Source organism: Mesorhizobium sp. M1329 (assembly GCF_040318035.1).
Lineage (GTDB): Bacteria > Pseudomonadota > Alphaproteobacteria > Rhizobiales > Rhizobiaceae > Mesorhizobium.
The window spans coordinates 39,151-65,469 of sequence record NZ_JAMYLN010000025.1; the positions used below are offsets into that span (position 1 = coordinate 39,151).

26 protein-coding genes and 1 pseudogene are annotated in these 26,319 nt (G+C 60.2%); 20 read left to right on the forward strand and 7 right to left on the reverse strand.

Features of this window, described 5'->3' with window-relative positions:
- From NKH21_RS23075 to NKH21_RS23095, 5 genes and pseudogenes are all read left to right on the forward strand, one after another.
- Nucleotides 1-1,890: pseudogene (locus NKH21_RS23075) on the forward strand (RICIN domain-containing protein); the annotation flags it as partial.
- A gap of 65 nt (nt 1,891-1,955) precedes the next feature.
- Nucleotides 1,956-2,120: an RICIN domain-containing protein gene (locus tag NKH21_RS23080; RefSeq protein WP_352867789.1), complete on the forward strand. Its 165-nt coding sequence runs from the start codon at nt 1,956-1,958 to the stop codon at nt 2,118-2,120.
- Nucleotides 2,121-2,172: 52 nt separating this feature from the next.
- Nucleotides 2,173-5,010: a leucine-rich repeat domain-containing protein gene (locus NKH21_RS23085; RefSeq protein ID WP_352668129.1), complete on the forward strand. Its 2,838-nt coding sequence runs from the start codon at nt 2,173-2,175 to the stop codon at nt 5,008-5,010.
- Between the two features lie 25 nt (nt 5,011-5,035).
- On the forward strand, nt 5,036-11,494 hold the full coding sequence (locus tag NKH21_RS23090) for an RHS repeat-associated core domain-containing protein (RefSeq protein ID WP_352867737.1): 6,459 nt from the start codon (nt 5,036-5,038) through the stop codon (nt 11,492-11,494).
- A gap of 136 nt (nt 11,495-11,630) precedes the next feature.
- Nucleotides 11,631-12,173, forward strand: coding sequence for a hypothetical protein (locus NKH21_RS23095; RefSeq protein WP_352867739.1), 543 nt, complete (start codon nt 11,631-11,633; stop codon nt 12,171-12,173).
- Between the two features lie 263 nt (nt 12,174-12,436).
- Here the strand turns inward: NKH21_RS23095 and NKH21_RS23100 are convergent, their stop codons facing one another.
- The gene (locus NKH21_RS23100) at nt 12,437-12,697 is read right to left on the reverse strand and encodes a hypothetical protein (RefSeq protein WP_352493293.1); all 261 of its coding nucleotides are present in this window, start codon (nt 12,695-12,697) and stop codon (nt 12,437-12,439) included.
- Nucleotides 12,698-12,831: 134 nt separating this feature from the next.
- Here NKH21_RS23100 and NKH21_RS23105 point away from each other — a divergent pair, with 134 nt between their 5' ends.
- From NKH21_RS23105 to NKH21_RS23135, 7 genes are all read left to right on the forward strand, one after another.
- Complete coding sequence (locus tag NKH21_RS23105; RefSeq protein WP_352493294.1) at nt 12,832-13,047, forward strand: hypothetical protein; 216 nt, start codon at nt 12,832-12,834, stop codon at nt 13,045-13,047.
- Complete coding sequence (locus tag NKH21_RS23110) at nt 13,022-13,231, forward strand: hypothetical protein (RefSeq protein WP_352566596.1); 210 nt, start codon at nt 13,022-13,024, stop codon at nt 13,229-13,231. The genes NKH21_RS23105 and NKH21_RS23110 overlap by 26 nt, the downstream gene beginning before the upstream one ends.
- A 162-nt stretch (nt 13,232-13,393) precedes the next feature.
- Complete coding sequence (locus NKH21_RS23115; RefSeq protein WP_352566594.1) at nt 13,394-13,720, forward strand: hypothetical protein; 327 nt, start codon at nt 13,394-13,396, stop codon at nt 13,718-13,720.
- A gap of 151 nt (nt 13,721-13,871) precedes the next feature.
- Entirely contained in the window at nt 13,872-14,162 is a 291-nt protein-coding gene (locus tag NKH21_RS23120; RefSeq protein ID WP_352566592.1) for a hypothetical protein, read from the forward strand.
- A 669-nt stretch (nt 14,163-14,831) separates the two neighbouring features.
- Complete coding sequence (locus tag NKH21_RS23125) at nt 14,832-15,020, forward strand: type II toxin-antitoxin system HicA family toxin (protein WP_352566590.1); 189 nt, start codon at nt 14,832-14,834, stop codon at nt 15,018-15,020.
- Nucleotides 15,021-15,024: 4 nt separating this feature from the next.
- Complete coding sequence (locus tag NKH21_RS23130) at nt 15,025-15,426, forward strand: type II toxin-antitoxin system HicB family antitoxin (RefSeq protein ID WP_352493300.1); 402 nt, start codon at nt 15,025-15,027, stop codon at nt 15,424-15,426.
- Nucleotides 15,427-15,620: 194 nt separating this feature from the next.
- Entirely contained in the window at nt 15,621-15,938 is a 318-nt protein-coding gene (locus tag NKH21_RS23135; protein ID WP_352566588.1) for a YMGG-like glycine zipper-containing protein, read from the forward strand.
- A 3-nt stretch (nt 15,939-15,941) separates the two neighbouring features.
- On the opposite strand, the gene NKH21_RS23140 is transcribed toward NKH21_RS23135, so the two are convergent.
- From NKH21_RS23140 to NKH21_RS23150, 3 genes are all read right to left on the reverse strand, one after another.
- Complete coding sequence (locus NKH21_RS23140) at nt 15,942-16,130, reverse strand: hypothetical protein (protein WP_352566586.1); 189 nt, start codon at nt 16,128-16,130, stop codon at nt 15,942-15,944.
- A gap of 288 nt (nt 16,131-16,418) precedes the next feature.
- Nucleotides 16,419-16,925 (reverse strand): hypothetical protein, encoded by a 507-nt coding sequence (locus NKH21_RS23145; RefSeq protein WP_352492871.1) that lies wholly within the window; start codon nt 16,923-16,925, stop codon nt 16,419-16,421.
- A 210-nt stretch (nt 16,926-17,135) separates the two neighbouring features.
- Complete coding sequence (locus NKH21_RS23150; RefSeq protein ID WP_352867746.1) at nt 17,136-18,134, reverse strand: acyltransferase family protein; 999 nt, start codon at nt 18,132-18,134, stop codon at nt 17,136-17,138.
- Between the two features lie 409 nt (nt 18,135-18,543).
- Between NKH21_RS23150 and NKH21_RS23155 the strand changes: the two genes are divergently transcribed.
- Entirely contained in the window at nt 18,544-19,209 is a 666-nt protein-coding gene (locus NKH21_RS23155; RefSeq protein ID WP_352566584.1) for a phosphatase PAP2 family protein, read from the forward strand.
- A gap of 5 nt (nt 19,210-19,214) precedes the next feature.
- Entirely contained in the window at nt 19,215-19,346 is a 132-nt protein-coding gene (locus tag NKH21_RS23160) for a phosphatase PAP2 family protein (protein ID WP_352566582.1), read from the forward strand.
- A 10-nt stretch (nt 19,347-19,356) separates the two neighbouring features.
- Here the strand turns inward: NKH21_RS23160 and NKH21_RS23165 are convergent, their stop codons facing one another.
- Nucleotides 19,357-19,839 (reverse strand): DUF2127 domain-containing protein, encoded by a 483-nt coding sequence (locus NKH21_RS23165; protein ID WP_352566580.1) that lies wholly within the window; start codon nt 19,837-19,839, stop codon nt 19,357-19,359.
- Between the two features lie 39 nt (nt 19,840-19,878).
- Between NKH21_RS23165 and NKH21_RS23170 the strand changes: the two genes are divergently transcribed.
- Nucleotides 19,879-20,421, forward strand: a complete 543-nt coding sequence (locus tag NKH21_RS23170; protein WP_352566578.1) for a phosphatase PAP2 family protein — start codon at nt 19,879-19,881, stop codon at nt 20,419-20,421.
- A 4-nt stretch (nt 20,422-20,425) separates the two neighbouring features.
- Here the strand turns inward: NKH21_RS23170 and NKH21_RS23175 are convergent, their stop codons facing one another.
- Both NKH21_RS23175 and NKH21_RS23180 read right to left on the reverse strand, forming a co-directional pair.
- On the reverse strand, nt 20,426-20,677 hold the full coding sequence (locus tag NKH21_RS23175) for a response regulator (RefSeq protein ID WP_352566576.1): 252 nt from the start codon (nt 20,675-20,677) through the stop codon (nt 20,426-20,428).
- A gap of 255 nt (nt 20,678-20,932) precedes the next feature.
- On the reverse strand, nt 20,933-21,565 hold the full coding sequence (locus NKH21_RS23180) for a methyltransferase family protein (protein WP_352668750.1): 633 nt from the start codon (nt 21,563-21,565) through the stop codon (nt 20,933-20,935).
- Between the two features lie 30 nt (nt 21,566-21,595).
- On the opposite strand from NKH21_RS23180, the gene NKH21_RS23185 reads away from it, so the two are divergent.
- The 5 genes from NKH21_RS23185 to NKH21_RS23205 all read left to right on the forward strand — a co-directional run bounded on the left by NKH21_RS23185 (nt 21,596) and on the right by NKH21_RS23205 (nt 26,233).
- Complete coding sequence (locus NKH21_RS23185; protein ID WP_352492884.1) at nt 21,596-22,063, forward strand: hypothetical protein; 468 nt, start codon at nt 21,596-21,598, stop codon at nt 22,061-22,063.
- A 36-nt stretch (nt 22,064-22,099) separates the two neighbouring features.
- A complete protein-coding gene (locus NKH21_RS23190; protein WP_352492885.1) occupies nt 22,100-22,894 on the forward strand; it encodes a COG4705 family protein in 795 nt (264 codons plus the stop codon).
- Between the two features lie 109 nt (nt 22,895-23,003).
- Nucleotides 23,004-23,513 carry a cytochrome b gene (locus NKH21_RS23195; protein WP_352492886.1) on the forward strand — a complete coding sequence of 170 codons (510 nt, stop codon included), beginning with the start codon at nt 23,004-23,006 and terminating at the stop codon, nt 23,511-23,513.
- Between the two features lie 697 nt (nt 23,514-24,210).
- Nucleotides 24,211-24,888, forward strand: a complete 678-nt coding sequence (locus tag NKH21_RS23200) for a winged helix-turn-helix domain-containing protein (protein WP_352492887.1) — start codon at nt 24,211-24,213, stop codon at nt 24,886-24,888.
- Nucleotides 24,875-26,233: a sensor histidine kinase gene (locus NKH21_RS23205; RefSeq protein WP_352566573.1), complete on the forward strand. Its 1,359-nt coding sequence runs from the start codon at nt 24,875-24,877 to the stop codon at nt 26,231-26,233. Before NKH21_RS23200 ends, NKH21_RS23205 begins: the two co-directional genes overlap by 14 nt.
- Nucleotides 26,234-26,319 lie beyond the last annotated feature (86 nt).

The following is a 26,319-nucleotide window of genomic DNA, read 5'->3' on the forward strand; positions in this document are numbered from 1 at the left end:
ATGAACCGCATCGCTGGCTCGCTGCTACTCCTGCTGACGCTGCTCCTGGCGATCGATGCCGGTCCGGCCCGCGCCGAGGAGCCGAAGGTCGTCCTGTTTGAGGACCCGACGCTGAACGCCAGCCGCTTGCACTATCCCCTGCTCATCACCGAGGGACGCGGCTACCGCATCCGCTGCAACGACCAGGCTGACGAAGAGGCGGTGATCCGTGGACTGGGCTTCGCCACCGTTCCGTCGCAAGTGCTGACGGCCGTCGACAATGCGGTCATCGCGGCCGACCCCGCCGCCAATCCGCTGTTGTGCCCGTCCGACGAGAACTACCCGATCAAGGTCTTTGCGCACGACGGCGGCAGTGGGCTCGTCTACTACCTTCAGTTCCCGACCGATTTCGGGTCAACATCCTTTTCCGATCAACTCTACATTCCCGGCTGCGCGGCCCTTGTCGCGGAACTCAGACTCAACCTCAGTCAGGCGATAACCGCCGATCCCACCCCATTCTTCGCCGGAAAGGTTCATACCATCGCATGCGTCGCCGGCGCGCCGCTTGTCGGCAGGCCGACGACCTTTGCCAGCTGGTGTATCAAGGATGACCTCGATCCGGCTCAGCAGACGACAGTCGAGGAATTGCTTGCCCTGACACCCGGCGGTGCCTCCGCGCTGGGCAATCCGGCGGCGTGCGCAAGCGCGCAGGATTTTCTCGCGTCTAGCACGACGCTCGACCTTGCCGGGCGACGGCTGACCAACCTTGAGCCGCTGGCGACACTCACCCATCTGACGAGCCTGACCTTGTCCGGCAATGAAATTGCCGACACGCGCGATCTCGAAAAGCTGACCGAGCTCACCTTCCTCGATCTGTCGCGAAACAGGATCGGCAACATCAACGTAGCGGCAGCAATGAAGAAGCTGACCGACGCCGACCTCAGTTCCAACCAGATCGCCGATCTGCGACCGCTCGCCTCGGCGCGGGCTTTGACGCGGCTGGTTCTGGCCAACAACAAGGTGACGGACGTGTCACCGCTGCGGTTTCTCCAAGAACTCACGGCGCTCGACCTGTCTAAGAACCGGATCGCAGATGCGCGCGCCTTGATGGGCCTGACGAAGCTTACCGCCCTTAACCTGCGAGCGAACCGCCTGGCCACTGTGCAGTCTGTCAGCGCTATCCTGCCATTCAATCCTTCGCTGGACGGCAATGCGGTCTGCATCAGTCGGCCCGAGCACCCAACCGCGGCCTCGGGCAAGATTTTCGAAGCCTGCATTACGGCAATCAAGGAGGCTGACGTGGTGCTGGCAAACATGCAGACCGGCAAATGCCTGGCTGTTGCCGAGGGGCGCCTCGACAACAACGCGCCGGCAGTACAGTTCGACTGCGACAGCGACCGGTGGCGCCGCTGGAAGCTGGTCGAGACGGACGACGGTTTTCAGTTGCAGAACGTGCGGACTGGAAAATGCCTGACGATTGCCGGCGGGGTCAGCACCGAAAACAATGTTCCGGCCCTCCAATTCAACTGCGACCGGGACGCTTCGAGACGCTGGAAGCTGACCGCGACCGGCGACGGCTTTCAGGCCGAAAACGTGCTGACGAAAAAATGCCTGACGATCGCCGGCGGGGTGAGCACCGACGACGACATCCCCGCCCTTCAGTTCAACTGCGACCGCGATCCGGCACGGTTCTGGAGCATACGGGCGGCCGACCCCGAGGTCGTACTGGTGAACAGGCAGACCGAAAAGTGCCTGTCGGTCGCGGAAGGAAGAACCGACAATAACGCGCCGACGGTGCAATTCGACTGCGACGGCAGTCAATGGCAGCGCTGGAGGCTGGTTGAAGCAGGGGACGGTTTCCGGGTGGCGAACGTGGAGACCGGCAAGTGCCTCACGATTGCCGGCGGGGTCAGCACTGACAAAACATTCCCGCCCTGCAGTTCAACTGTGACGACGATCCTTCCCGCCGCTGGAATCTGGTCGAGACGCGCGACGGAGTTCAGGCAGAGAACGTCCACACGGGCAAGTGCCTCACGATTGCCGGCGGGGTTAGCAACTTGAACAACATCCCGGCCCTCCAGTTCACCTGCGACCGCGATCCGTCTCGCTATTGGACCATCAAGCCGGCGGACGCGAGATAGCGTCGCTGGCGGCTCGCTTGATCCGCATCTGAGCCTCGAAAGGAGAAACCAGATGAACCGCATCGCCCGATCGCTGCTCCTTCTCCTCCCGGTCCTGCTCGTGACCGCCGCCGCCGGCCCGGCCCGCGCGGACGAACCGAAGGTTGTGTTGTTCGAGGATCCGGCCCTGGAGGCAAACCGGTTGCACTATCCGCTGCTTATCTCGGACGGGCGCGGCTACCGTATCCGCTGCAAGGACCAAGCGGACGAAGAAGCAGTGATCCGTGGACTTGGCTTCGCGACGGTTCCCTCGGAGGTGCTAACTGCCGTCGACAGCGCGATCGTCGCGGCTGATCCCGCCGCCAACCCGCTGCTGTGCCCATCGGGTGAGACATATCCGATCAAGGTGTTCGCGCACGATAATGGCAGCGGCCTCGTCTATTACCTGCAATTCCCCTCCGACTTCGGCGCGACGACGTTTTCTGACCGGCTCTACATTCCTGGCTGCTCGCTGCTGGTCACCGACTTGAAGCTCAACCTCGACCAGGCTCTGAACGCTGACCCGACGCCGTTCTTCGCCGGCAAGATCCACACCATCGCATGCCTCTCCGGCGCGCCGCCGGTCAACAAGCCAACGACCTTCGCCAACTGGTGCGTCAAGGGCGACCGCACGCCGGCAGAAACGGCGACCGTAATGGCGGTGCTCGATTCAACGCCCGGTGGGGTATCGGCGCTTGGCAATCCCGCCGCCTGCGACGCTGCACAGACCTTCCTGGAATCAATCACGACGCTAAATCTGAACGGCAAGGGCGTGCAGTCGCTCGATCCGATTGCGGTACTGACGAACCTCGCCAGCCTGTCGATTGCCGAGAACTCGATCGCCGACCTCGGGCCGCTAACCAAGCTCAAGGCGCTGACCTTCCTCGACATTTCCGGCAATCACATCAGCAACATCAACGCGCTGACGCCACTGACCGCGCTGACGCGAGCCGACCTCTCCGACAACGACATCACCGACATCCGCGCACTGTCAGCGCTGGCGTTACTCACGAACCTTACACTCGACAACAACAAGATCGGCAACCTTGAGCCGCTGCAATTCCTGCAGGCGCTCTCGACACTGTCCATCGGCAACAATGGCCTTGCAGGCGACATGCTCGAACCGCTCAGCGCGCTCGGCGGCCTGACCAGCCTCAACCTTGCCAACAACAAGATCGAGACCTTCGCCAATCTCGGAAGCTTTCCCTCGACGCTAGCCATCAATCTCAGCGGCAATCCAATCGTAGCGGACGGCGGGCAGAGCTTCGTTGACCTATGCGTGCTGCACCGCGACGCCGCGACCCCGCTTGGGCAGACCATTCGCGCCATGGTCGAATTGGAGGGCGGCGGAACATGTTCGGCGGTCGGCAACAAGCTGCTGGCGACCACGGCGCTCGACCTGTCGTCCAAGATCGTCAGCGACCTGCGTCCGCTCGCCACATTGCCGCAACTCACCTCGCTCAACCTCTCGAGCAATAACATCACCGACGTCGCGCCGCTCGCCGGCTTGACCAATCTCGGCATACTCAACCTGTCGAAGAATTCGATCGCCAATGTCCGACCGCTGGCGGCGCTGTCGGGCTTGATCAATCTCGATCTTTCCGACAATCCTGTACAGGCGACCGATTTCCTGTCGGCATGCCTGATGCGCAACCAGACCGACTTTCTGACGCCCGCGCAAGCCGCCGAAGTAAACGCGCTGCTGTCCATCTCAGGCAAGACTGTCTGCGGCAAAGCCTATGACGATCTCAGCTCACGCCAGTTCGCCGACGCGAAGAACCGTGGGTTGACCAGCGTCTCGCTGTTCCCGGTGATGGGCAATCTGACCTCCATCGACCTGTCCGACAACCAGCTGTCCGATGTCTCGCTGCTGTCGGCGATACCGGGACTGACAAAGCTTTGGATTCGCAACAACCAGATCACCTCCATCCAGGGAATATTGCAACTGCGCCGCCTCGAACAACTGAACGTCGACGGCAATCCAGTGTCGAACCTGATCGGCATCGGGGTACTCAACAAGCTGACCAAGCTCTATTTCTCGAACACGCACGTGCAATCAGTAACGCCGTTGGCGGACCTGCCGTTGCTCGACGATGCCGGCATGCGCAACCTACCGCTACAGTACGCCAGTTTCGCTGAATACTGCACCGTCTACCGCTTCGATTCGATCGCGCTCGGCGACGCGCGCGGTTTCATGGCGGCACTCGACAGCCGCATGCAGGCCGAGCATGTCGACAGCACCGATTGCAACGCAGCGCAGAACTGGGCGCAGTCACTGACCAGCCTGTCGCTGAACAAGAAGTCGATTATCGCCGTCAATCCTGTGGTCTATTTCCGGGCGCTGGGCGAACTCAACCTGTTCGACAACCTGATCACCGACGCCTCGCCGATCGCATCGCTTACGGAGCTTCAGAAACTGAACCTCGCCACCAATCGGCTGTCGGCGATTCCGCGCTTCGGCTCGAGCGGCCTCAAATACATCTACCTGAATGACAACCAGATCAGCAATGTCGGCAATCTATCGAACATGCAGGCGTTGACGGATGTCGATCTGCGCAACAATCGGGTCTTCGATGCGCTGCCGCTCGGCTCGCTTCCGGCGCTGTCGGTCGTCGATCTGAGGGGCAACCGGATTGAAAACTTCTCTCACGTCCATCCGGTGATCGGAAAATCCTATCTCGGTAACAATCCGATCTGCTCGTTCCCGCAGCCGCTCCTCCAGCAAGTCAGCGAAGCCTGCAAGCGCGAGCCGTTGCGCATCTTCGATGGAAACATTCACCTGCAAGACGCGATTGCCGTCCAGCCCTCGGTCATCTGTCCACGGCCGAACTGCTTACAACTCATCATCGTGAGCCCGCACATTCATCAGTAATGCCTGCATCCGAAGAGGTAGCCCCATGTTCGCAAAGACCTTTGCCATCCTCGCAGCCCTGACCGCCAGCGCCGCAGTGCTCGGTTCCCCGGCACACGCCGAAGACAAATCGGCGACGTCGATCGTCCAGTTACCTGCGGCCGGCGGCACCGTCACGCAGGAGGAAGGCAGCTTCACGCTGAACAACAACACCGGATCGGCGAACTTCACTTTGCCGCTACCCAACCTGCCGACGCGCGGCCAGTTCGGGCCGCAAATGAGTCTCACCTACAGCCAGTTCGCGGGTGACAGCGGCAACGGCCTCGGCATCGGCTGGCAGTTCAACACCCAGGCGATCGCCGTCAATGACGATCTCGGCACGGCCTTGCCCGGCACCAAACCCGGCGGCGACTTCTTCTCCCGCCTATCGTACATGGGCGCGCGGCTCGTCTTCGTCGGAAACCAGAACGGCGTCTGGGAGTACAAGCCGGAATACGCCGAGGATTTCGTTAAGATCCTCTACCACACTGGCACGTTCGACGTCGTTTCGCTCGACCTGACGGGTGGGCTGCACACCGATACCATCTCCTCAGGCTTCGAGGTGACAAACGCCGACGGAACGCGGCTGATCTTCAGCGGCGATCGCTCCGTGGCGGAGGGCAATTTCGACGTAGCCGCGCCCTACGTCACGAAATGGCCGCTGGTTCTGCAGCTCAACGCCAACCGCGAAGCCGTCCGCTATGAATACCAGCGTTTCGGTGGACGCAGCTATCTCACAAAGGCCAGCTTCGCCGGCGGCCAGAGCAGCTATCAGTTCGACCTGATCGAAACGCAATCCACGCTCGTCAGCCACACCAATGGCAGCAAACAGGAGAACGCCCGGCTCTACGGCAAGATGACGGCCAAGTTCAAGGACACCGTCTACGCCCAATGGTGCATGGGATATGTCGGCCGTGACACGAATGACACCTCCAAATTCGTCGTCCGGGCGCATCCGGACTGCCTCGCGAAGGCCCAGGCCGACCTGACACCGCTCATCGACACGCAGTCGGTCAACGTGCTCGACCAGCTGCGCGTGCTCTACCGATATGGCGATACCGGCGGCGAGGCGCTGGCGCAATCGACGCTGAAGTTCCCGGATATCCACTTCGGCTATTCGTCGTGGACGAGCGCCGAGCTGGCGTCGCGCTCCGTCGTATTCGAAGCCCCGAAGATGGCGTTCGCTGGCGACATCCCTCCGCAGAATTTCGAGTTGGCCGACCTCAATATGGATGCGCTGGTCGACATCGTGCAAAGCAAGGATGATGGCGCGACCGTGCATCTTGGCAGCGGCGACCTGAACAGCGCCTTCGGCGACACGACCCAGCTCGTCCTGTCGCGTCCGACCGAGGCTGGACTGATGCGCCAGATCGCGCCCCGGCTCACTGACAACCGCTTCGCTTTTGCCGACATCCTTGGTGACAGCTTCGTCGATATCGTCGAAATCGAAGATGGGTTGATGCACGTCTATGACGGCAGGGCCGACGGGACCTTCCCCTATCTCGGCCGGTCGATCCCGCTGCCCGGCGTCTCGCCGACGACATTCGCGGGCGGCAACGGCCGCTTCGCCGACGTCAATATGGACAGCCAGTCCGATATCGTCACGACGCGCCTCAACGCTGATGGGCGCACCGAATGGCGGATATTCCTCAATCTCACACGGCGCCAGGCCGATGGCGGTTACAGCGTCAATTTCGGCGCGCTGACCAAGGCGTTCCCATTCAACAGTCAGGACGGCCAGATACTCGGCCGCAACAATGTGCGGATGGTCGACATCAACGGCGACCGGCTGCCCGATCTCGTCGTCATCCGTCCAGCCGACCAGGGCTTCTGCCTCTACGAGAACGAGGGCAACATCTTCTCGACTGACCCGAATGCGCTGCTGTTCGGCGATGCCGCGATCAACGATCCGCTCTGCGGTCACGGCACCTTCTCAAAGATCGGGGGCATGCAGTCCGGCGATAGCCTCGCCACGATGTGGTACATCGACGCCAATGGCGACGGCATCATCGATTTCGCGTCGATGGGCGAGCGCACCGACCAGATGCGCATCTGGCTCGGCTTCGGCGATGGGACCTATCTGAAGGATCCGCTCAGCATCGCGCTCAATCTGCGCGTTCAACTCGGGACGTCGACGCAAACCTTCGCCTCGCGCGTCGCCGACATCGACGGCGACGGCCAGACCGAGATCATCGTTTTCCAGAAGCCGTCCGCCGACGAGGTAAAGCCCGTCGTCGTCATCGACTTCAACCGCACCGCGACTATGCAACTCGTCAAGGCGAACCTGCTGACGGTCGTCGACTTCGATTCCGGCCGCCGGCACGACATTCGCTACGCGACCTCGATCGACGAGATGCTGCGCGACCGCGCCAACGGCCAGCCGACGCGCAACCTGCATTTCCCCGTTGTCGTCGCCAAGCAGCTCGTCACGTCGCAGGGCATACCAGGCCAGGTTCGCGCCCAGGTGCAGACGGACGAATATTTCTACCACAATCCCTTTTATGACGTGATCAATCGCCGCTTCATCGGCTTCTCGGAGGTCGAGAAGGTCGCTTACGGCGACGAGAACGCGGCCGGCCAGCGCGTCACGCAGCGTTCCAGCCTCGATCGCGAACAGTATTACACCTTCGCAGAAAGGGCGGCCGACCTGAACCTCGCCGGCAAACTGAAGATCCGCAAGACATACGAAGTAAAGCCGGAGGCGACGCTCGTCGCGAGCGCTGAGACAACCGAGACGCTCGATCCGTCAGCGGCAGCGCTGCACTCGCTGTCGACCGCTACACGCAGCCAGAAGCTGCCGACGACCGGCATGATGCTGAAATGCGAATCGTCGGTGTGGGAGGCATTTCCGCGTGGCGACGGTTCGTCCTATCTCAGGAAGGTCAAGGAGACGCTGACCGACTCCGCCGGCGAGGCCGAACAGCAGGATGCGGCCGATCCCGAATGCAAGGATCCGGTCAAGACCCAGACCTATGCCGGTTTTGACGAATTCAACATGCCTACGTCGGAGACGGTCGGGGTGCGCGACATTCCGGGACCGGAGCGCCTGACGGTTCCTGGCTTCAATCGTACAACCCAGACCGACTACACACAGTCGCGCGCCGATCTGGCGGCGCTCGGCATCGTCAACGCGGCGTCCGAGCAGCGTATTCTGGCCGGAACCCGGCTGCTCAGCCGCGAGAGTTTCACCTATCTGCCAAATTCCGGCGGTCGGATGGGGTCGCGAACGCTGGAAGTACTGTCGGGACTTGGCGCCCTGCCGCCCGCGCTCGAACAGTTCCGCAACGCCAGCCGAAAGCTGGTGAAGACTATGGGTTACGATGTCTTCGGTAACAGTATTTCGATCGCCGACGAACTCGGCATCACCGAGTCGGCGATCTACGACCCAACCGGTACCTTGACGCTCAGCTACACCAAGGCGTCGGGCGGTGCGGCCGAGCTCGATCAGATGACGAAAATGACCTATGACGGGCCGCGCCAGGGCACCATAGCGACGACGACAACGCCCTTGGGCATGGTCGTGACGAACAGCTACGACGCCCTCGGCCGCAAAACCCGGGAAACCGCCACGGACGGCGCCGAACGCTTCTACACTTACAAGATCGGCGAGCATGGGCTGCCGTCGCTAATCCTTACGGCGCGCCGCCGCTATGCGAGCGCTGCCGAGACACCGGAAGGCGAGAGCGAGTTCATCGCGGACCTCGCCGCCTATGACGCGCGCAGCGAAAAGGTCGCCGATCTGGAGAACGTCGCTGAGGGTGGAGTGCGGGTCAATAACTTCTCACTCTACAACCGCAATGCAAAGCAGATCTTCCGCTGGACGCCTTTTGTGGTGAAAAGCTTCGGCGGCGTTGACAATCTCAACCTGCAGAAGGTGTTCGATCTTGGCGATGTTCCGCGCCCCGATCACGAAATCGGCAATGCCTACACCTATGACCCAGCCGGCCGGATGGTCCGCGAAACCCATCCGTCGGGCAAGGTGTCCGCCATGACCTTCCAACCGTGGGGCACGCTGACGATCACGACCTACAACGACCAGTTCGACGGCACCGTTCAAAGCAGTGAATATTCGCTGAAGAACGAGAACGGCGTGACAGCATCCATCGCCAGCAATGGCGGCGGCACGATGCATATCTCCCGCTTCGTGCGCGATTCCTTCGGCTACCTGAGCGAAATCTGGCTGCCGGGCGAGACGACGCCGCGGCGGCTGATCTACAACTCCGTCGGCGACATCGAATTCCAGTCGATCCCGGGAATGGGCGACCGCTACGCCTTCTACGACGCGCGCGGTCGCCAATCGGTGATCGCGCGGGTCGGCAGCAATGGCGAAACGTCGGTCCAGACCTTCACCTACGACTTCCTCAACCGCAAGCTAACCGAGGTGAACGATGGCGTGGTTCACCTCGAATACCGCTATGACCGCGCCGTTCAAGTCGCCTCCGCGGCCGGGTTCGAAACGCCGATAGCGCTGCCCCTCGACAAGACGACCGAGGTGATCATTCACGATCCCAACGGGGGATTCGACGCCGTCCAGCGCTACGCCTACAATGCGAACGGCCGGATGGTTACCCATGAGGTGGAGATCGACGGCGCGAAATACGCCGATCATTTCCACCACACGCTGGATGGCCGCATAGATTCGTCCGAAGGTCCGCGCGGCTTGGCGTCGAAATTCGCGCTGGGGCCCGACAAGAACCTGCGGTCGGTGACAGTCACGCATCCCGATTTTTCAGGACCGGAGAAGATCATCGAGAATATCACCTACAATCCCGAATCACAGATCGAGCGGGTCGATTATCGTCTGGGCGCATTCACCCGGATGAGCTACGATCCAGCCACCCTGTTCCTCACCCACATCGTTACGCAAGCCGGCGGCAAACCGCTGCAGGATTTGAGCATGACCTTCAACGCCAACGGCTCGATCACCCAGATCGTCGACGCGTTGGCGCAAGGCGCGGGCAGCGACGGACATGTCGACCGGTCGGGAACGTTCCACTACAATTTCAAGAACGAACTCGTGCGGATCGCTCGTTACGGCCAGCAGGCCGAATTCGGCTATTCGGCGGCGGGAACGTTTGCCCGCAACGACGAGCTCGAGCCCGGCGCGCGGATAGCGCCGTCCGCCGGCGCCGTGACCGGCCTCATCCCGGCCGGCAGCGCATCGAAGCCCTACTCCTTCGACGGATTCGCCCAACTTGCGAAATCGCCGACCTTGACCGGAACGGTGTTCGACATCAACGGACGCTTGATCCGCGCTCAGACTGCGACCAATGAAGTGCTCTACGGCTACGATCAGACGGGGCGTCGCCTCTACAAGAAGGTCATCCCGACCGACGGATCGGGTCCGGAGCAGCTTTACCTCTACCCGGTCGACACGTTCGAGATCGGTCCGAAAGGCGAGGAGAGCTATGTCAACATCGCCTCCAGCAAGCTCGTTCGTCTGGAACACGGCACCGGCAAATGGTTCTACTATCTAAAGGATCATCTCGAGAGCAGCGACTATGTCATCTCCTCCGACGGCGTTCCCGTCGAGCAGATGCTCTACCGGGCGTACGGCACCGAACATGGGCCGGAGACGCTGGCCCCTGCCTGGGCCCAACACCTGACGGATGTCGCCGCGGAGCTGCCGCGTGAGAAGACCCACCATCGTTTCACCGGCAAATATCTCGATGACGATACCGGGCTCTACTACTATGGCGCCCGCTACTACGATCCGGCATTGGGGCGGTTCATTTCGCCCGATCCGCTTTACGTCGGCGATCCGGAGAAGTGTACCGGCAATTCGACGTCCTGCAATCTCTTCGCCTACGCCAACAACAATCCGATGGCCTTCCTCGACCCGACCGGCCTGAAGGAGATCGTTGCCGGCGACGCGGCCTACCGACGGCAGGTCGAAGAGGACATCCAGCGAATTGATCCGACCGCACGGGTCGACAGTAAGAGTGGCGAGGTATCGCAAAATTGGCTGCATGGCGCCTGGCTGGACGTGAAGAACTTCTTTGTCGGATCCAACTCCTTCGACAGCGGCCGCGAGTTGATGCGCCGGGTCATCGCCGACCCACAAACCACGACGATCCAGAACGAGCCGGGCGTCACCGCGGCCCGCAACAAGGATCCGTTGGTGAACCCGGAATCGACAAAGGGCGACGTGATCATCGGCTATGACCCGGCTGCGTCGCGCACACGCACGTCTGTCGAGTTCGACAAGTCCTCGGGCACGACTGCGTCCAATCCGGCGGATCCTGGCATCGTGCTCGGTCACGAGCAAATCCACGCCACGCACCGCATGGCCGGCCAGCATTCGGGGTTCAAGGATGCGCCCTACGTAGGTCTCGATGGCAAGTCATATGCTTTCCGCAACGAGGAAGCACGTACCATCGGTGTCGGCGGCACACGCCGACCCGACGACATAACGGAGAACCAGTTGCGCGATATGCTCGGCATCAAGCCGCGCGTCCATTGGTGACCGAGACAGCGACCAAGGAGGAGACTTTGACATGCGACTCCCGAAGCTTACGTCGATCCTCGCCGGTTCCGTGCTCATGTTTGCGGCAACGGCAGCGGCGCAATCCATGAGCAAGCAACTCAAGGAACCGCAGGCCGTGCCGCTCGATTTCCTGACATGGATCCAGCGCGATCCGGCTTGGCTGCAGCAACAGATGGCTACGCTCGGCGCCGCCGGCGGGGTGAAAATCGGCAATGACATGCTCGAAACAACAGACGTGGAGGCGTTGAAGGCGGTTAACCGCATCCGCAGCTTCGCCTACCTGGCGGCGAAGGGATTGAATCCGCCCTATTTCGACCTGTCTGTCGCCGGCGCGGATAAGACCGTCCGATGCATCACCTCAAATCCCAGGAGCATCGCGCCCGACATCGGGCCGATGGACTTTGCGAGGGCGTCATTTCCGGCGGAGGCCGCCGACCAAACCGAACTGAAATCCTGCACGGTCACAGGCAAGGGTGTAGACTATGCCGGCCTTGAACGGGCCGCCTTTCGAGACCGCTACTTCAACGCGTCAGGTACATTGAAGCCGGAATTCCGCGACCTCGGCGACGATCCAGCTTTCAAAGCCAAGGCGATTGACGAGGGCTTCTTCCTGACGACAGAGGACTATAGCGGCCTGTTGCAGCTGGACTTGCGGTAAGCAGCTACGAGTAGCAGCAACAGCCGCGAGCGTCTGGGCTGGCCCAGACGCTCGCGTCCTGCTGCCTTGAGTCAGGCTTCGCTGGCTCGGCAACCTGCGCACTCTACCGTCTAACAGATCACCAATATGGCGAGCTGGAGGTGCCGCCGGGGCATCGCGACTTAACGCGAATGATCGCAAGATAGCGCTTAAGACCAGCCACACTCGACGATGAGCAGCATGTTGGCTTGGCGCGCCCCAAGCTGTCCATCGGCCCGCTGTGGTCACTTCCGCGTGGAATATTCCTCCGGGAGTGGTAGAAGACCAAGGTTCGGCATGCGGTAGTCAGGCTCCTTCTCCGCGACAATGGCCAGCACCTCGTGCAATTTGTCGACCAGCCCACAAAGTTGCCAAAACAAGGGGCCGCTTGCTTTCAGGTTGCGTTGCGCAGAAAGCACCGCGTCGCGGAGGCCTAGTGCCTCCCTTATGATCTCCTCAGCGTCCCGAGCAAACAGTCTGTCATACCGGCCTTTTCGTCTGCCCATGCGTATCTCCTTGGCTATAAGCACCCGCCCAACACGCCGTCAAAATAGGAACATATTCCTCGTCGAGTCAATTCGCTCTTGACATTTTTGTTCCCGTTTTGTTCAATTGAACAGAAACGATTGGAGGCATCGCCATGGACCACATCGTGACGCTGGACAGCCGCCAGGAGGCGGCCCTTCAGGCCATCGCCGACAAGTTCATTGCATTGCACAAGGGCGATGCGGTGAAGGCATTGAAGGAGATGATCGTGCTGAATGGACACTTGCATGAACGGCTTGATGAACTCTCGGCTCCGCGTCGGGCAAACATTAGGAGGAACGACAATGGGCATTATTCGCCTCGACGCTGAAGCCAAAGCTGAACTCCATTCTGAAGCGGTCAAGCTCATCGCCCGATACGAAAGCCCCCTTGAGACTGTAAAGGCGCTCATGGCGTATAACTGCGAGCTTGAGACTCAAATTCTGGCCCTCGCTCACCGGCACCCAGGATTGGTAGCGCTGGGTTACGACGACACGCCGCCAATCTTGGGATGAGCCATGGATATCGGAACGGCCGCCATGTCGCACGACGGGTATGGTGATGACGGCGAGTGACTCAGGATATTCGAGCCCGGAGGATTCGCGACAAATATGCCAACCCGGGCCAGCCGGTGACGACAGCTCGCTTGTTTGCGGCATGACGGGGTCAAGTTGACCATGCAGGATCTTATCAGCTTTTTGGAAGCCAACTCCGCGCTGATGCTGGCCAACCCGGCCGCCTTTGCCAGTTTTGCGGTTCTTTTAGGAGGAGGCGGATTTGCGGTCGGCCGCTATTTGTTGACCGAGCGTCTCGCCAATCTGGAAAGCCGCATTGCCAAGCGTGACGAGGAAATCGCTGAGTTAAAAACCGGGAAAGTACAAGATGACGAGCCGTCGATGGTGCCCATAGTCGGCACCGCTGCAATAGGCTCACTCAGTCGAAGCGACCCTGTAGCTCTGGCCATCGGACGAGCCCAATGCATCCGGCCCGGCAACAGCAAATGAAGGACGACGTACCGAAGGCCAGTTGTCCTCTGCAAAAAGGACGGAAAATGATTGTTTACTGCCTTCGACCCACGATAACTGCACCCTTGGCCAATCACGGTCCAGTTGGGCAGCAGAGCGAAGGCCGGATGCCATGCACCGGGTGACACCAATGACACGCCAGTCTGTTACTGAAGATCTCGAACACGCAGCTCAGCGCATAGGCGACATCTCCCGCGCGGATTTGCAGATCCTCCTGCGTCGCGCTGCTTTGATGCTTCGAAACGTCGGTGGTGTGCCGCTGGAGCCCGCGACCGCAGATGCACTCGATTCCGTAGCAGCCGAGATGAAAATCGGCAGGCCAGACCTTATTCAGATCATTTTGCGAGAATGGCTGGAAACCAATGCCTATTTGCCGGTTCGGACGATCGATGAGGAAAGCGAGACGGACGGGAGCGCGTAACTACCCTCAGCTAGGCTGCGGAACTCATAAAAGCGAAGCGACGGTCTGATGACCGCCAAGGTCATGCTCGACAAGAATGCGCCACTGGCACTTTCATCGGTATAAACGGGCTTTGGCGCCAACGGCCCGGTGGAGAAACTCTACAAACGGTTCAATATGCCGCAAAGCCGGTACCACATATCGACCGGCAGTCTGTATGCCCATTTCAGGAACACCGGCTCGATGATTCCCAGCACGCTCGAAGCACAACGCGAGCCTGCATCGCAGCACACACCCCCGACGACTTCAGGCCATGGCTGCGGCCCCCGTCGGCTATCTGGTGGACGAAACCCTATGGCATTCTGGTCCGACGGAACGCCATTGGGCGGCCTCAAGCACTGTCGCCCCAGTTCCCCAACAACTAACGGCACCGGCATGGCATTGAAGGAGAAGACGGTTCGGTAGGCGCCGCCTTGTCCGGTCGTTCCGGCTATCAGCCCTGCCTTGGGTGGGGCGAGGCTGGCTTCTCTGCGGCGGCACGCGAAAGCGTCCGGGGAAGGCCTCGGCTCATTTGGTTTTGGTTTCTCCGTTTTTGAGGATTTGAGGAACGGTTCAGCTTGAGGACTGCGGCATGTAACCTGCGGCAATTCTCATGGACATTTGGATCGGCTATGTGTATCTATACACAACATGAAGAGCGCCGATGTCATTCACAGGCTGTTGGCGGATGGCTGGTACGAAGTGGCTCGAAAAGGAAGTCAGGCCCAGTTCAAGCACAATGCCAAGCCGGGCCGAGTAACAGTACCGCACCCCAAGCGCGACATCCCGATCGGCACTCTCAAGAGCATCGAAAAACAATCCGGCGTGAAGCTGAGGTAGAGAAATGCGCAATTACATCGGACTGATCCACAAGGAACCGGACAGCGACTTCGGCGTCTCCTTTCCTGATTTTCCGGGGCTGGTCACAGCCGGCTTCAGCCTGGACGACGCCCGCGCCATGGCCGAGGAAGCACTGGCCTTTCATGTCGAGGGCTTGGTCGAGGACGGCGAGGCCATTCCCGAACCGTCGTCCCTCGAGGACGTGATGTCGGACAAGGACAATCTGAGCGGAGTCGCCATTCTAGTTCCCTTGAAGGCCGAAGCGGCGAAGGTCGTGCGTGTCAATGTCACCATTCCCGAAGATGTCCTCGACCAGATCGACCAATATGCGGTGCGCCACGGCTACAGCCGATCGGGATTTCTGACCGCTGCGGCAAAAAAGGTGATGCAGATCGAGGCAGCGTAACGCTGCGAAAGTCGACTTGGGATGAGGCTCTGTGGTCTTGTTCGGTTACGTTTCTTTCCAAACCGGAGTTGTCAGACAAAAACAACCATGTCTCATTTCGTGAGGCACGGTGCCTATGTTCCGCCGCAAATGCCACCGTACTTGGCAAAATCGGCCTGCGTATTAGTTCATAGGCTTCAAGGGAGTTCCAGACGATGACCATGTCCAAAGCGATTGCCGCCATGCTCGTAACCGCCGCGCTGGCGGGCTGCGCGCAGACCGAAGCACAGCAGAGGACCAGCACCGGTGCGCTGCTCGGCGCCGGCGCCGGCGCGCTTGCCGGCCAGGCGATCGGCGGCAACACCAAGAGCACGGTCATCGGTGCCGGAGCCGGCGCCTTGCTGGGCGCCGTCGTCGGCAACGCCACCACCCCGCAACCCCGCAGCGAACAGCTTTGCCGCTATCAGGACCGCACGAGCGGCCGCATCTACACCGCCCCCTGCGACGACCGGTACTACAACGGCGATTATTGACCGTTAACGCTTCTCCACGTCACTATTACGGGACAACGCCCCAACATGGGGGTGAGGGCAGTGCAGTTCTGAAATGCTCGCACCGCCCTCACCTGCCTGTCGGCAAATCTCTCTCTGGTCGAGGCTGTCGATCGGCGCCTCGTCGAGCACGGCGAGCGCCATGTTGGCGATGTCGAGCGGGGTGATGGCCATGGCTCAGGCCTCCGGCTGTGTGGTTGGTCGGGGAAAACGGGGCATGGTGCCTCCACGGCAAAAAGCCGCTTCAAGGCGGCTGCGGATTTCTTGTGATTTTTGGCCTGGGCGGAACGTTGCACGTCTCGTGCATGCGCCGTCACGACGCCAACCGCCCGTCAGGAAATGGCGCGGCAGACGCTTCGTAAGCCGTCTTTTTCCCATTCGAGCAAGGAAGACGGCAATGTTTGGGCTATTGCAGTTTCACAACACCGCCGCGCAACGCGGCGATGTCTTGCCTGGATAGGGTCAGCCGATGCGTGCGCTGGTCGAGATCCCTGTTTGGGCTGACTTGGCAAAGGCGGTTGGTTTCATCTTTCCGGCACCTCCCGCCATAGCCAAGCCCTTGTCCAGGGCATCCCGAAGGCTTGGCGTGTAGTAGGCGGTGTCTTCCAGACCGCTGAAGAAGTTTACGCGATGAACCTCCCCTTTCTTGCTCATGACGATGCCCGCTTTTCGGAGCACTTCCTGAACTGTTTTGTACTTCATATTCATAGTTACCTCCCTTGCCGAGGCAGGCAGCATCGTCCTTTCCTGTAACTGTTTGGTGCCGTCGATTGGCCAAAGGGCAACATGAATGTCGTAGCGAACGCCAAAATTCACATCACTCCGGCGCAGCGCAGCGGGTGAACTTGGGATTCGCCACAGTAGCCGACCTGGCGTCCCGAAAGGGCGCGGCGTCCGACGATCGCCCCTCGCCCGATCATGCCCGGTGGTCTTCAGCGCGATGAACGCCATGTGCTTGAGGCTCGACACGTGCGGTCTCATTTTGCCGCCAGTGCCAGTTCGGCATCGGTGGCGAATTCGCCGAGCCCAACGATTGGGACGCGCGGTTCAGCGAAGTGCTGGTGGCGGCGCTCGCCATCAAGATGGCCCATCCCTTGACCCACAAGGCCCGCATGATTGACGTCGCCCGCAGCCCCAATAACAGGGGGCTGGTGCAGCTCGAACCCGTCTGGCGGCTGGTCATGGGCCGGGCTTGACCGCCTCGAGCGCCGGGCTCCGCCCAAAGCGCTGCACGACGAAACGGCCCATCTTCTGGCCGGGCACTTCGATCAGCGTGTAGGTGATCCAGGACAGCAGGCAGACCACCGGCAAGACGACGGCAACAACAATCGCAAAGCGCCCCGGCGCCGACAATTCGTTGCCGAACTGGGTGATGACCAGAGCCGCCACCGGCTGGAGAACCAGCAGATGGATCAGATAGATGCTGAAGGAAAGCTCACCCATCAAATGAAAGAACCTGTTGGCGAGCGTCATGGCGATCTTTCTGGCCACGATGCCCATCATTCCCGGCAGCATCCGGTAGAGAACCAGGGCAAAGAAACCCACGACGAGCGCTTCGCGCATCAAAAACTTGCCAAGCCCGTAGCCGCCGCCGAAGGGCAGCGCGGCCAGAGCCATGGCCAATGCCAGATGCACGAAAGGCCGCTTGTGCCTTTGATGGACGACGCCCGCCAGCAGCATCCCGCACAGGAAAATCTGCATCTTCAGCGGCAGGAACGACGGCATCGGAAAATGCACCGATAATTGTCCCATCAAGAACACGATCGCGCTGCCGATCGCGGCGACAAGGATGGCGCTCCATATCCAGTCAAGCCTGCGCACCAGCAGCATGACCGCCGGGAATAGTGCGTAGAACTGCATCTCCAGCCCCAGGCTCCAGTCCGGCAGCGGTGTGCGATAGGCGAAATTCGGCACCAGGCCGAACAGGAACAGCAGATGGGCGCCGATATTCTTCAGGCCGCTGTCGAGATAACGCTCGGGCGCCTGCGGCGACCGCAGCAGGAACTCGTCGATGACCATCCTGGATTGGTAGAGATAAGGGCCAAGCGCCAGGGCAGCGAACAGCATGACGTAGAACAGCGGCGCTATCCTGAAATAGCGGCGGGTCCAGAATTTCAGCCAGGTTTCCGGCCTTTGCCAGGGCTCCTTGTCCTGGCGCAGCTGGTAATGGAACACCATTAGGAAGCCGGACAAGCATGATGAACAGATCGACGCCGAGATCCGGTTCGCCGAGGATGGGAATCTGCCAGCCGGTCAACAGCAGGCAGTGCCCGATCAGCACCCAGATCGCGGCGAGCGCCCGAAGCCCGTCAAGGCACTCGATGCGCGATGCTTCCGTCATGCCGAACTTTTCGATGGCCATGTTGCAATGCAGCATGGCGGCTGACGGAGGAATGTCAACCGTGCGGAGGGAACACGATTTGCGCTTGGTTGTTACGGAAAACATGCAAGCCCATGATTTGCGTGTGGGGTTGGCTGCCATCATCTAACATTGGCGATTAGGCTCGGTTACAGAACGAGTTAATCCGAGCTGCTCTTGAACGACGTGCCGCGCCTAAGCATCGATCGGACGTGAGCTGGATGCTGGATGCCAATTGCCCTGCTGGAAGGCAATCGTCCCGGTCAGCATTTGATCCGCATCAATGATCAATTCCCTGTCTGCTTTCAGCGGGTAGCTGGAGCGGCAGGAAAGCAGCAGAACCTTGTCGATGGCGAGGGCCACGGAACAGGCCGCCTCGTACTCGCCATGTGGTTGATCGCCCCTGTGCTTGTGGCCGGTGGCCTTGTCCTCGGCTTTGGCCTTCTGGCAGAAGAAGTTATTGAGGTAGACACGAGCGGTTTCGATCGGGCCGTGCTCATGGCGTTTCGCAACGCCGATGATCCAACCAACCCTATTGGTCCGCCTTGGCTGGAGGAAATGGGACGGCGCGACGTTACGTCTCTCGGCAGCTTTGCGTTCCTCGTGTCGGTCACCGCAGTGGGCTATCTAGTGATTACGGGAAAGCGGAGTTACGCCGTGCTGGTCGCGGCCGCCGTGGCTGGCGGAGAGGCCATCAGCACGCTACTGAAGATCGCCTTCGATCGCCCGAGGCCCGATGTCATACACACGACAAGGGTCTTTACAGCGAGCTTTCCGAGCGGGCACGCCATGCTTTCCGCCGTCAGTTTCCTGACCCTTGGAGCGTTGCTGGCCACAAGGCGAACCCCGATCCCCGCGTCAAAGCGTATTTCGTTTCGCTTGCGGTGTTTCTGACGGTTATGGTCGGATTGAGCCGGGTCTATCTCGGCGTCCACTACCCCACCGACGTTCTTGCAGGTTGGTGTGTCGGCTCCGCTTGGGCCATTCTGTGCTGGTCTGCGGTCCGGCGCATTGAACAGGGCCGAGGCTGATAATCCGTCGCTATGCTGGCTTGTGCCGCCGCATTATGCCCCATTCGTGCCAGATCAGCACCATGACGACCGCATCGAAGACGGTCAGTACGAGCAGGCCCGGTGAATGGGTGTAGGAATAGCGGTAGACTTGGTAGACCATGAATGCGCCGAGCGCGACGAGGGAGGCCGGATACGCCCACAGCTTGCCTCGCAAAAGGCCTATAACCAAGAGCAGCTTTATCAGGCCGTGGCTGAGCAGGTAGAAGGCGTAGAACTCCTTGCTGGCGATCGAAAAATGGCTTGCCATCTGCGACAGATAGCCAGCTATGAAATCGTTCGGATCTTCGATCAACTCCTCTTGGGTGAAAGCATTGACCCACGAGGCAATGGTGTCTGTGGTAGCGAGATAAAGCAGGACACCGCCAAGGCATTCGATCAGGGCGTGCGCACCCTTGAGCCAGACGCTGACTTCAAAAATCTGATGAATCCGGCGTTCGTCGACTGCTTTCACAATTCACCTCGCGATCGACAATAACGGAAGCAACAAAGAATGGATGCAAGTCTCACTCACTGGATCAACGCTGCAGCTGGGCTTCACCCGGTTCTGGATAAAGCAATGACTGGCGCCTCACAAATCGGCGTTCCGCTCATGGTGTTGGCTGTGGTTGTGCAATGGTGGGCGAAGGCCGACCGCTACCATGTTCGTCACGCGGCCTTGTCGGCCGGTCTGGCGTTCTTGCTCGGTCTAGCGATCAACCAGTTCATTCTTCTGTTCGTGCACCGGATACGGCCCTACGATGCCGGCGTGACGCATCTGTTAATTGCGCCGAGCACAGATTGGTCATTCCCCTCCGATCACGGGACTGCGAGCGTTGCAATCGTTGCGGCCTTTGCGATGCAAGCTCTGCCTCGGCGGGCGCTGGCATTCATGATCATGGCATTCCTGATTTGCTGGTCGAGAATTTATATCGGCACCCACTATGTCACCGACGTGATCGGGGGCGCCATCACGGGCGTCTTAGGTGCCGTTGTGGTGCGATTGGCTTACCGCGAGAACTCCCGGCTGGACAATCTGGTGACAAGAATTCTCTAGCTCCTTATGTGCCAACAATGGTGAGAATGATGACCGGCGTCGTGGTGCCGCGGCCTCGCAGCCGCCGCAGCACCTCGATGCCGTCGAGATGCGGCAACGCCAGGTCGAGGATCACCAAGGCGTAGTCCTGGCTTGCTAGGGCGGCATCGGCATCATCGCCGCGAAAGACGCAATCGATCACGTAATTGTCGCGCCGCAGCAGGCGCGCCAGCCATGTCGACAATTCGCGATTGTCTTCCGCAAGTAAGATACGCATTTAATCCGTCTCAGCGCACGATAGCCACATCGCGAAAGAGTGCTTACATCATGGTCCGGCAAAAATGCTTTGGCCAATGTTGGGAGATGGGTTTTCCGCGGACCGCCGTCCCGCTTAGTGCCCTTCCCGGTAAATGACCATTCGATGTCGTAAATTCCGCTCTGCATTGCGCGATGTGCCAAAAATTTAGTCGGTGCTCTTATGTCCAGCTGATAGCGGTTAGCGTGGGCGAATGACAGCAGACTTATGCATTGATCAATAGAGCGTGAAAAACGTGAGCAGAAAGCCGCCGGCCCTGAAATACTCGATCGTCTCGATCGCGGGGAAGATGGCGAGGAAATAAAGCCCGTCATAAAATGTCCGCCTCAGCGCACCTGTTGAAAACTGCCGCTCGGGCTGGTCGGCAAACAGCAGCGGGTTCGGCCAGAAGCGCGGCGTCCGCTCTGCATACGCCGTGTAGGCGGGGCCGAACTTTCCGAGCAGGAATTCGGCCTCCTTGCGCGCCGTCACCCGGAAAACGATGAAACTGGCTAGGCCCAATGCCAAGGCTGCGACGATGGATCCATACATCAACCCGAGGCCCACCGCGCCGATCGTCGAGAAGAAATACAGCGGGTTCTGCGTCATGGAAAACGGCCCCGCGGAAATCAACTCTTCGTTCTTTTTGCCGCCGACATAGAGAATGCTCCACAGACGGCCACCGACGCAGACGAGGATGAGTACGCAGCCGAGCAGTTCGATGAACTCGTGCTCGCTCGACCCTTCGCGCAGGAACGGCTTGGCAAACAACAGCAGCGCTATGGCCAGGACTGCCACCACCTGGACAACGATCAGACGCTTGTGCTGGTCGAATGCCTTCGGTGACGGCTTGAGAGAGGCGTAGGTCATTGGTTTCCCCCAGCTCTGGCAAGTCTATGGATGGGCCGAAATGTCGTTGCGCGTAACCAACTACCCTTTCCGCCGGCTGATGGCGAGGCAATCAACAGGGTTTCCTCTTATTCTTACAAAATTGTAAGCCACCGGACAGATGCCGGCGAACTCGCCTCCCTATGGTCCCTGCTCCCGGTCGAGTTGCCGGAGCTTGACCGACATTGCCGGAAAGACCGGCGCCACACAGGAAAATGTTATATGAACAAACTGGTTCTCGCCCTCGCGCTCGGTGCAGTTGCCATCGCCAGTCCGATGTCATCAGCCTCCGCAGGACCAGCGCCTTGCGAAGGAACGCTCAAGACCCTGCGCGCCGCAGAGGCTGAAGCGAAACTTGGCGATACGGACAAGACCAAGGTTTCCGAGCTGGAGACCAAGGGCATCGAGCGCTGCAATGCCGACGACGACAAGCGCGCCGACGACTTCTTCGCTCAGGCAATGAAAATCTTGGGCAAGTAGTCCACCCTACGTCTCATCAAACGACAGGATACAGCAATGTTCTCGCCAGCCGCCCAACGTGTCGCGCCTGCTGTTAACCGGGTTCCGGATGTCACTGTCGATTTCTGGCTGATCAAGCTGTTGGCGGTGACCATGGGCGAGACGGCGGCCGACTATCTGGCCGTCAATCTCGGTCTTGGCCTGACCGTCACCTCGCTGATCATGACCGCCATCCTAGTTGTCGCGCTTGTCCTGCAATTCGCGCAGAAACGCTACGTGCCCTGGGCCTACTGGCTGGCGGTAGTGTTGATAAGCGTGGTCGGCACGCTGGTCACCGACAATCTCGTCGACAATTTCGGCGTGCGCCTAGAAACAACCACGATTTGCTTCACCATCGTGCTCGCCGCGACCTTCGCTGTCTGGTTTGCCAGCGAAAGGACACTGTCGATCCATACGATTGTCACGACGAAACGCGAGGTCTTCTATTGGTTGGCGATCCTCTTCACCTTCTCGCTAGGCACTGCGGCGGGCGACCTGGTAGCCGAGAGCTTCGATATGGGCTACCTCACCACGGGCCTGTTGTTTGCCGGCGTCATCGCGCTCATCGCATTTGCCTATTACGTGCTGAAGCTGGGCGGCATCCTCGCCTTCTGGCTCGCGTATATCCTGACGCGACCGCTTGGCGCCTCGTTCGGCGACCTGCTCTCGCAACCCTTCGAATATGGCGGCCTAGGTTTCGGCACCACCTTGACCAGCATGCTCTTCCTTTGCTGCATCGTCACCCTTGTTCTCTATATGAGCCTGAAGAAGCACGCCCACGAGGCTGACAAGATCCTGCTCGAATCCGATTAGGAATCGAGCATCTGCACGCCCGTCGCACGCGGCGAGAACGCGGCAATACGTCAACGGATTCCTGCCTGGGTCGCATCGGCAGCTACAGCGCTCACCTCATGGACAGAAAATGAACTCCAAGAGATCCGGCTACAGCAGCCTTCAGATTAGCCTGCATTGGACGATAGCGGCGCTTGTCCTGTTCCAACTCCTGTTCGGGGAAAGCATGACAACATACGTCGATGCGGCAGCGGACGGACGGCAACTGTCGTCCTACGAGCAGACCATGGGATCCGCCCATTACTGGGTCGGCCTGGCGCTTCTGTTGCTGGTGTTCGTGCGACTGGCCGTGCGCCTCTTCATCGGTGCGCCCAAGCCGCAATCGACAATGCCGAAATGGATCGCTTTCGCCTCACGCGCAACGCATGCGCTGTTCTACGGCCTTCTCGTCGCTGTTCCTGTTTCCGGGCTTCTGGCCTTTCATGTCTGGGGCTGGATAGGCGATATCCATGCCTGGGCAAAGCCGGTGTTCATGGTCCTCATCTGCATTCATGCCGGTGCGGCACTCTTCCATCATTTTATTCTGAAAGACGCCGTGCTGCGCAAGATGCTTGTCCCCGCACGCGATGCGGCCAGATGACCTTCGAACCAAATTCGAAGGCATCAAGCCGTGACGGAAAGGCAGCCAATGACAAGTTCGCAATCAAAGCCTGGGTGACAGCTTCGATTTCCGTGATTGCCTTCCCAGTTGGATTGCGCCCTGGGGGCGTCCCACCTTAATGACAATTTTCACGCAATCGTTGCCGGTGAAGCCATCGATCGGCCCGGCCGTCGGTGGACGAGATGAGGGCCTACCACGACGAGTACCACATCGCCACGATCATCAATCTGCGCGGTAAAGCGCCTGGTCGGTCATGATCTGACGCAGCGGTGCCGGCGGCGAAGGATCTCGGCATCAGGCATATCGAGTCGGCTCGCAGGGACCTGGCGCAGCACCAGTCGCTCGCCTTGATTGCACTGATGAAGTCGGCCCGAAACCTGTCCTCATCCATTGCCAGGCCGGCTCCGATAGCAGGCGGACTGGCGGCGCTCTATTTGGCCGCGATAGCAACGGCCGGCGAGGAAAATCCGCGGCGCGGCTTTCTATCCGGTGCGGCCATATCGCCATTCCGGTTCTGAGGACCTATGAAATGGATCAGACTTTCGAAGCCAGGAACTCGCTGCTGGGGTTTTTCGGCTGATGATCCTATATTCCAGGAATAGGTATTCTAGGAGCGGGCAGCTGCCGGCGCTAGCATGCACCGCGGACAAAGCCTCGGCAACAGACCGGAACAGAGATGCGACTTCTCCTTGTTGAGGATGACCCACGGACTGCCGAATACGTAGTCAAGGGACTGAGCGAAGCCGGGCATGTTTGCGATCTGCTGCCCAATGGCCATGACGCGCTGTTTGCCGCGACACGCGACGCCTATGACGTGATCATCGCGGATCGGATGATCCCCGGTCTGGACGGCCTGTCGATGATCAAGGCGGTGCGTGCCGCCGGGGTTCGAACGCCGGCGATCTTTTTGACCTCGGTCGGTGGCGTCGACGACCGGGTCGAGGGCCTCGAGGCCGGCGGCGACGACTACCTCGTCAAGCCATTCGCCTTTTCCGAGTTGCTCGCCCGCGTCAACGCCCTTGGCCGCCGGCCGGCGGCACACGAACAGAAGACCGCCTTGCGCGTCGCCGATCTTGAAATGGATCTGCTCTTGCACCGGGTCACTAGGCAGGGTCAGGCGATCGACCTGCAACCGCGGGAATTCAGGCTGCTCGAAGTGCTGATGCGTGGCGAAGGCCGCGTCATCACCCGGACCATGTTGCTGGAGCGCGTCTGGGATTTCCATTTCGATCCCAAGACCAGCGTCGTCGAGACCCATATCAGCAGGCTGAGAACCAAGATCGACAAGCCGTTCGAAACGCAGCTTATCCATACTGTCCGCAACACCGGCTACAGCCTGCATGCGCCGGTTTAATCTGCTACGCAGTACGCCTTTTCGGCTTGCCCTGACCTTCGCCTTCTTATTCGTGCTTGCCTTTATCCTGTCGGGCGCCATCGTTTATCAGCTGATGAGCGCCGACCTTGCCGAGCGGCTCGATGATTCCATCAAGGAGACCTATTCGGTGGTGGCGGCGACTTATGCCGAAAGCGATCTGGAGGATCTGGTTGCGACGGTCGACAGCCATGCCGCGCTCTCAGCCAAGAAAGAGCAGCTGTTCTCGCTGACCGGTCCGGCCGGCAATCATCTTGCCGGCAACTTTACCGCGGGGGACCTTCCCGACGGCTTCTCGATGTTTGACGCCACTATGCCCGGCGTGCCGGCCGGCACCGTCTACCGGGCCTGGTCCGGTTCGGTTGGCGGAAACAATCTGACGGTCGCCTTCAACCTGTCCGAGACCGATGAGTTGGAAACCATCGTGCTGATGAGCTTTGGCTGGGGAACCCTCATCATCACCGGTCTGGCAGTGGCCGGCGGCGCCTTGCTGGCATCCCGTGTCCAGCGCCGCCTCGACGGTATCGCTGCCACCATGGTCGACGTGTCGCATGGGCGGCTTGACGCCCGCATTCCCCTGGTTGGCAACGGCGACGATATCGACGGGGTTTCCGCCCAGGTCAACGCCGCGCTCGACCGGCTGTCGGCCCTGGTCGAAGGCATGAAGCAGGTCAGCGCCAACATCGCGCATGATTTGAAGACGCCGCTGAACCGCCTGCAGATGATTTTGGAAGCCGCCGCCGACAAGACCGCTCTGGGCGAGGAGGTTTCCGATGATTTGGCGGACGCGCGGGCGGAAGGGCTCCAGATCAATGAGACGTTCGATGCCTTGCTGCGCATCGCCCAGATCGAGGCTGGAGCGCGCAAGGCGCGCTTCATCGATCTGGACGTCAATGGCGTAGTCGAGAGCATTGCCGAAATCTATGCGGACGTTGCTGAGGATGACGGAAAGTCGCTGACGGCAAAAATCCTTCAAGGCACACAATGCCAGATCCACGGCGATCGGGAATTGTTGACGCAGATGTTCGCCAATCTGGTGGAGAACGCCTTGCGGCATTGCCCGGCAGGCACGGCGATCGAATTGTCAGTGATCCCTAGGGATGACCGCATTCTTGTAAAAGTCGGCGATGACGGCCCGGGGATTCCAACCGAGGAGCGCGAAAAAGTGTTCCAACGGCTCTACCGGCTGGACAACAGCCGCACGACGCCCGGCAGCGGCCTTGGGCTTAGCCTGGTGCGCGCCATTGCCGATCTGCACGGCGCATCCATTACCCTCGAAGACCGCCATCCCGGCCTCGCGGTGGTGGTCAGTTTCCCCCGCTGCTAAATCGTCGGCTGGCTAGGCACCGCCCTCCAAGCTTACCAATCCGTATGAACCAGGCGACATGCCTGTAAGCTTGACGCGCGATAGTG

What these genes read in the sequence shown, in the direction of transcription:
- NKH21_RS23085 (WP_352668129.1), top strand. Translation starts at nt 2,173, where the DNA reads ATGAACCGCATCGCCCGATCGCTGCTCCTTCTCCTCCCGGTCCTGCTC.
- NKH21_RS23090 (WP_352867737.1), top strand. Translation starts at nt 5,036, where the DNA reads ATGTTCGCAAAGACCTTTGCCATCCTCGCAGCCCTGACCGCCAGCGCC.
- NKH21_RS23100 (WP_352493293.1), bottom strand. Translation starts at nt 12,697, where the DNA reads ATGGGCAGACGAAAAGGCCGGTATGACAGACTGTTTGCTCGGGACGCT.
- NKH21_RS23105 (WP_352493294.1), top strand. Translation starts at nt 12,832, where the DNA reads ATGGACCACATCGTGACGCTGGACAGCCGCCAGGAGGCGGCCCTTCAG.
- NKH21_RS23110 (WP_352566596.1), top strand. Translation starts at nt 13,022, where the DNA reads ATGGGCATTATTCGCCTCGACGCTGAAGCCAAAGCTGAACTCCATTCT.
- NKH21_RS23115 (WP_352566594.1), top strand. Translation starts at nt 13,394, where the DNA reads ATGCAGGATCTTATCAGCTTTTTGGAAGCCAACTCCGCGCTGATGCTG.
- NKH21_RS23120 (WP_352566592.1), top strand. Translation starts at nt 13,872, where the DNA reads ATGACACGCCAGTCTGTTACTGAAGATCTCGAACACGCAGCTCAGCGC.
- NKH21_RS23125 (WP_352566590.1), top strand. Translation starts at nt 14,832, where the DNA reads ATGAAGAGCGCCGATGTCATTCACAGGCTGTTGGCGGATGGCTGGTAC.
- NKH21_RS23130 (WP_352493300.1), top strand. Translation starts at nt 15,025, where the DNA reads ATGCGCAATTACATCGGACTGATCCACAAGGAACCGGACAGCGACTTC.
- NKH21_RS23135 (WP_352566588.1), top strand. Translation starts at nt 15,621, where the DNA reads ATGACCATGTCCAAAGCGATTGCCGCCATGCTCGTAACCGCCGCGCTG.
- NKH21_RS23140 (WP_352566586.1), bottom strand. Translation starts at nt 16,130, where the DNA reads ATGGCCATCACCCCGCTCGACATCGCCAACATGGCGCTCGCCGTGCTC.
- NKH21_RS23150 (WP_352867746.1), bottom strand. Translation starts at nt 18,134, where the DNA reads ATGGTGTTCCATTACCAGCTGCGCCAGGACAAGGAGCCCTGGCAAAGG.
- NKH21_RS23155 (WP_352566584.1), top strand. Translation starts at nt 18,544, where the DNA reads ATGCCAATTGCCCTGCTGGAAGGCAATCGTCCCGGTCAGCATTTGATC.
- NKH21_RS23160 (WP_352566582.1), top strand. Translation starts at nt 19,215, where the DNA reads ATGGTCGGATTGAGCCGGGTCTATCTCGGCGTCCACTACCCCACCGAC.
- NKH21_RS23170 (WP_352566578.1), top strand. Translation starts at nt 19,879, where the DNA reads ATGGATGCAAGTCTCACTCACTGGATCAACGCTGCAGCTGGGCTTCAC.
- NKH21_RS23175 (WP_352566576.1), bottom strand. Translation starts at nt 20,677, where the DNA reads ATGCGTATCTTACTTGCGGAAGACAATCGCGAATTGTCGACATGGCTG.
- NKH21_RS23180 (WP_352668750.1), bottom strand. Translation starts at nt 21,565, where the DNA reads ATGACCTACGCCTCTCTCAAGCCGTCACCGAAGGCATTCGACCAGCAC.
- NKH21_RS23185 (WP_352492884.1), top strand. Translation starts at nt 21,596, where the DNA reads ATGGGCCGAAATGTCGTTGCGCGTAACCAACTACCCTTTCCGCCGGCT.
- NKH21_RS23190 (WP_352492885.1), top strand. Translation starts at nt 22,100, where the DNA reads ATGTTCTCGCCAGCCGCCCAACGTGTCGCGCCTGCTGTTAACCGGGTT.
- NKH21_RS23195 (WP_352492886.1), top strand. Translation starts at nt 23,004, where the DNA reads ATGAACTCCAAGAGATCCGGCTACAGCAGCCTTCAGATTAGCCTGCAT.
- NKH21_RS23200 (WP_352492887.1), top strand. Translation starts at nt 24,211, where the DNA reads ATGCGACTTCTCCTTGTTGAGGATGACCCACGGACTGCCGAATACGTA.
- NKH21_RS23205 (WP_352566573.1), top strand. Translation starts at nt 24,875, where the DNA reads ATGCGCCGGTTTAATCTGCTACGCAGTACGCCTTTTCGGCTTGCCCTG.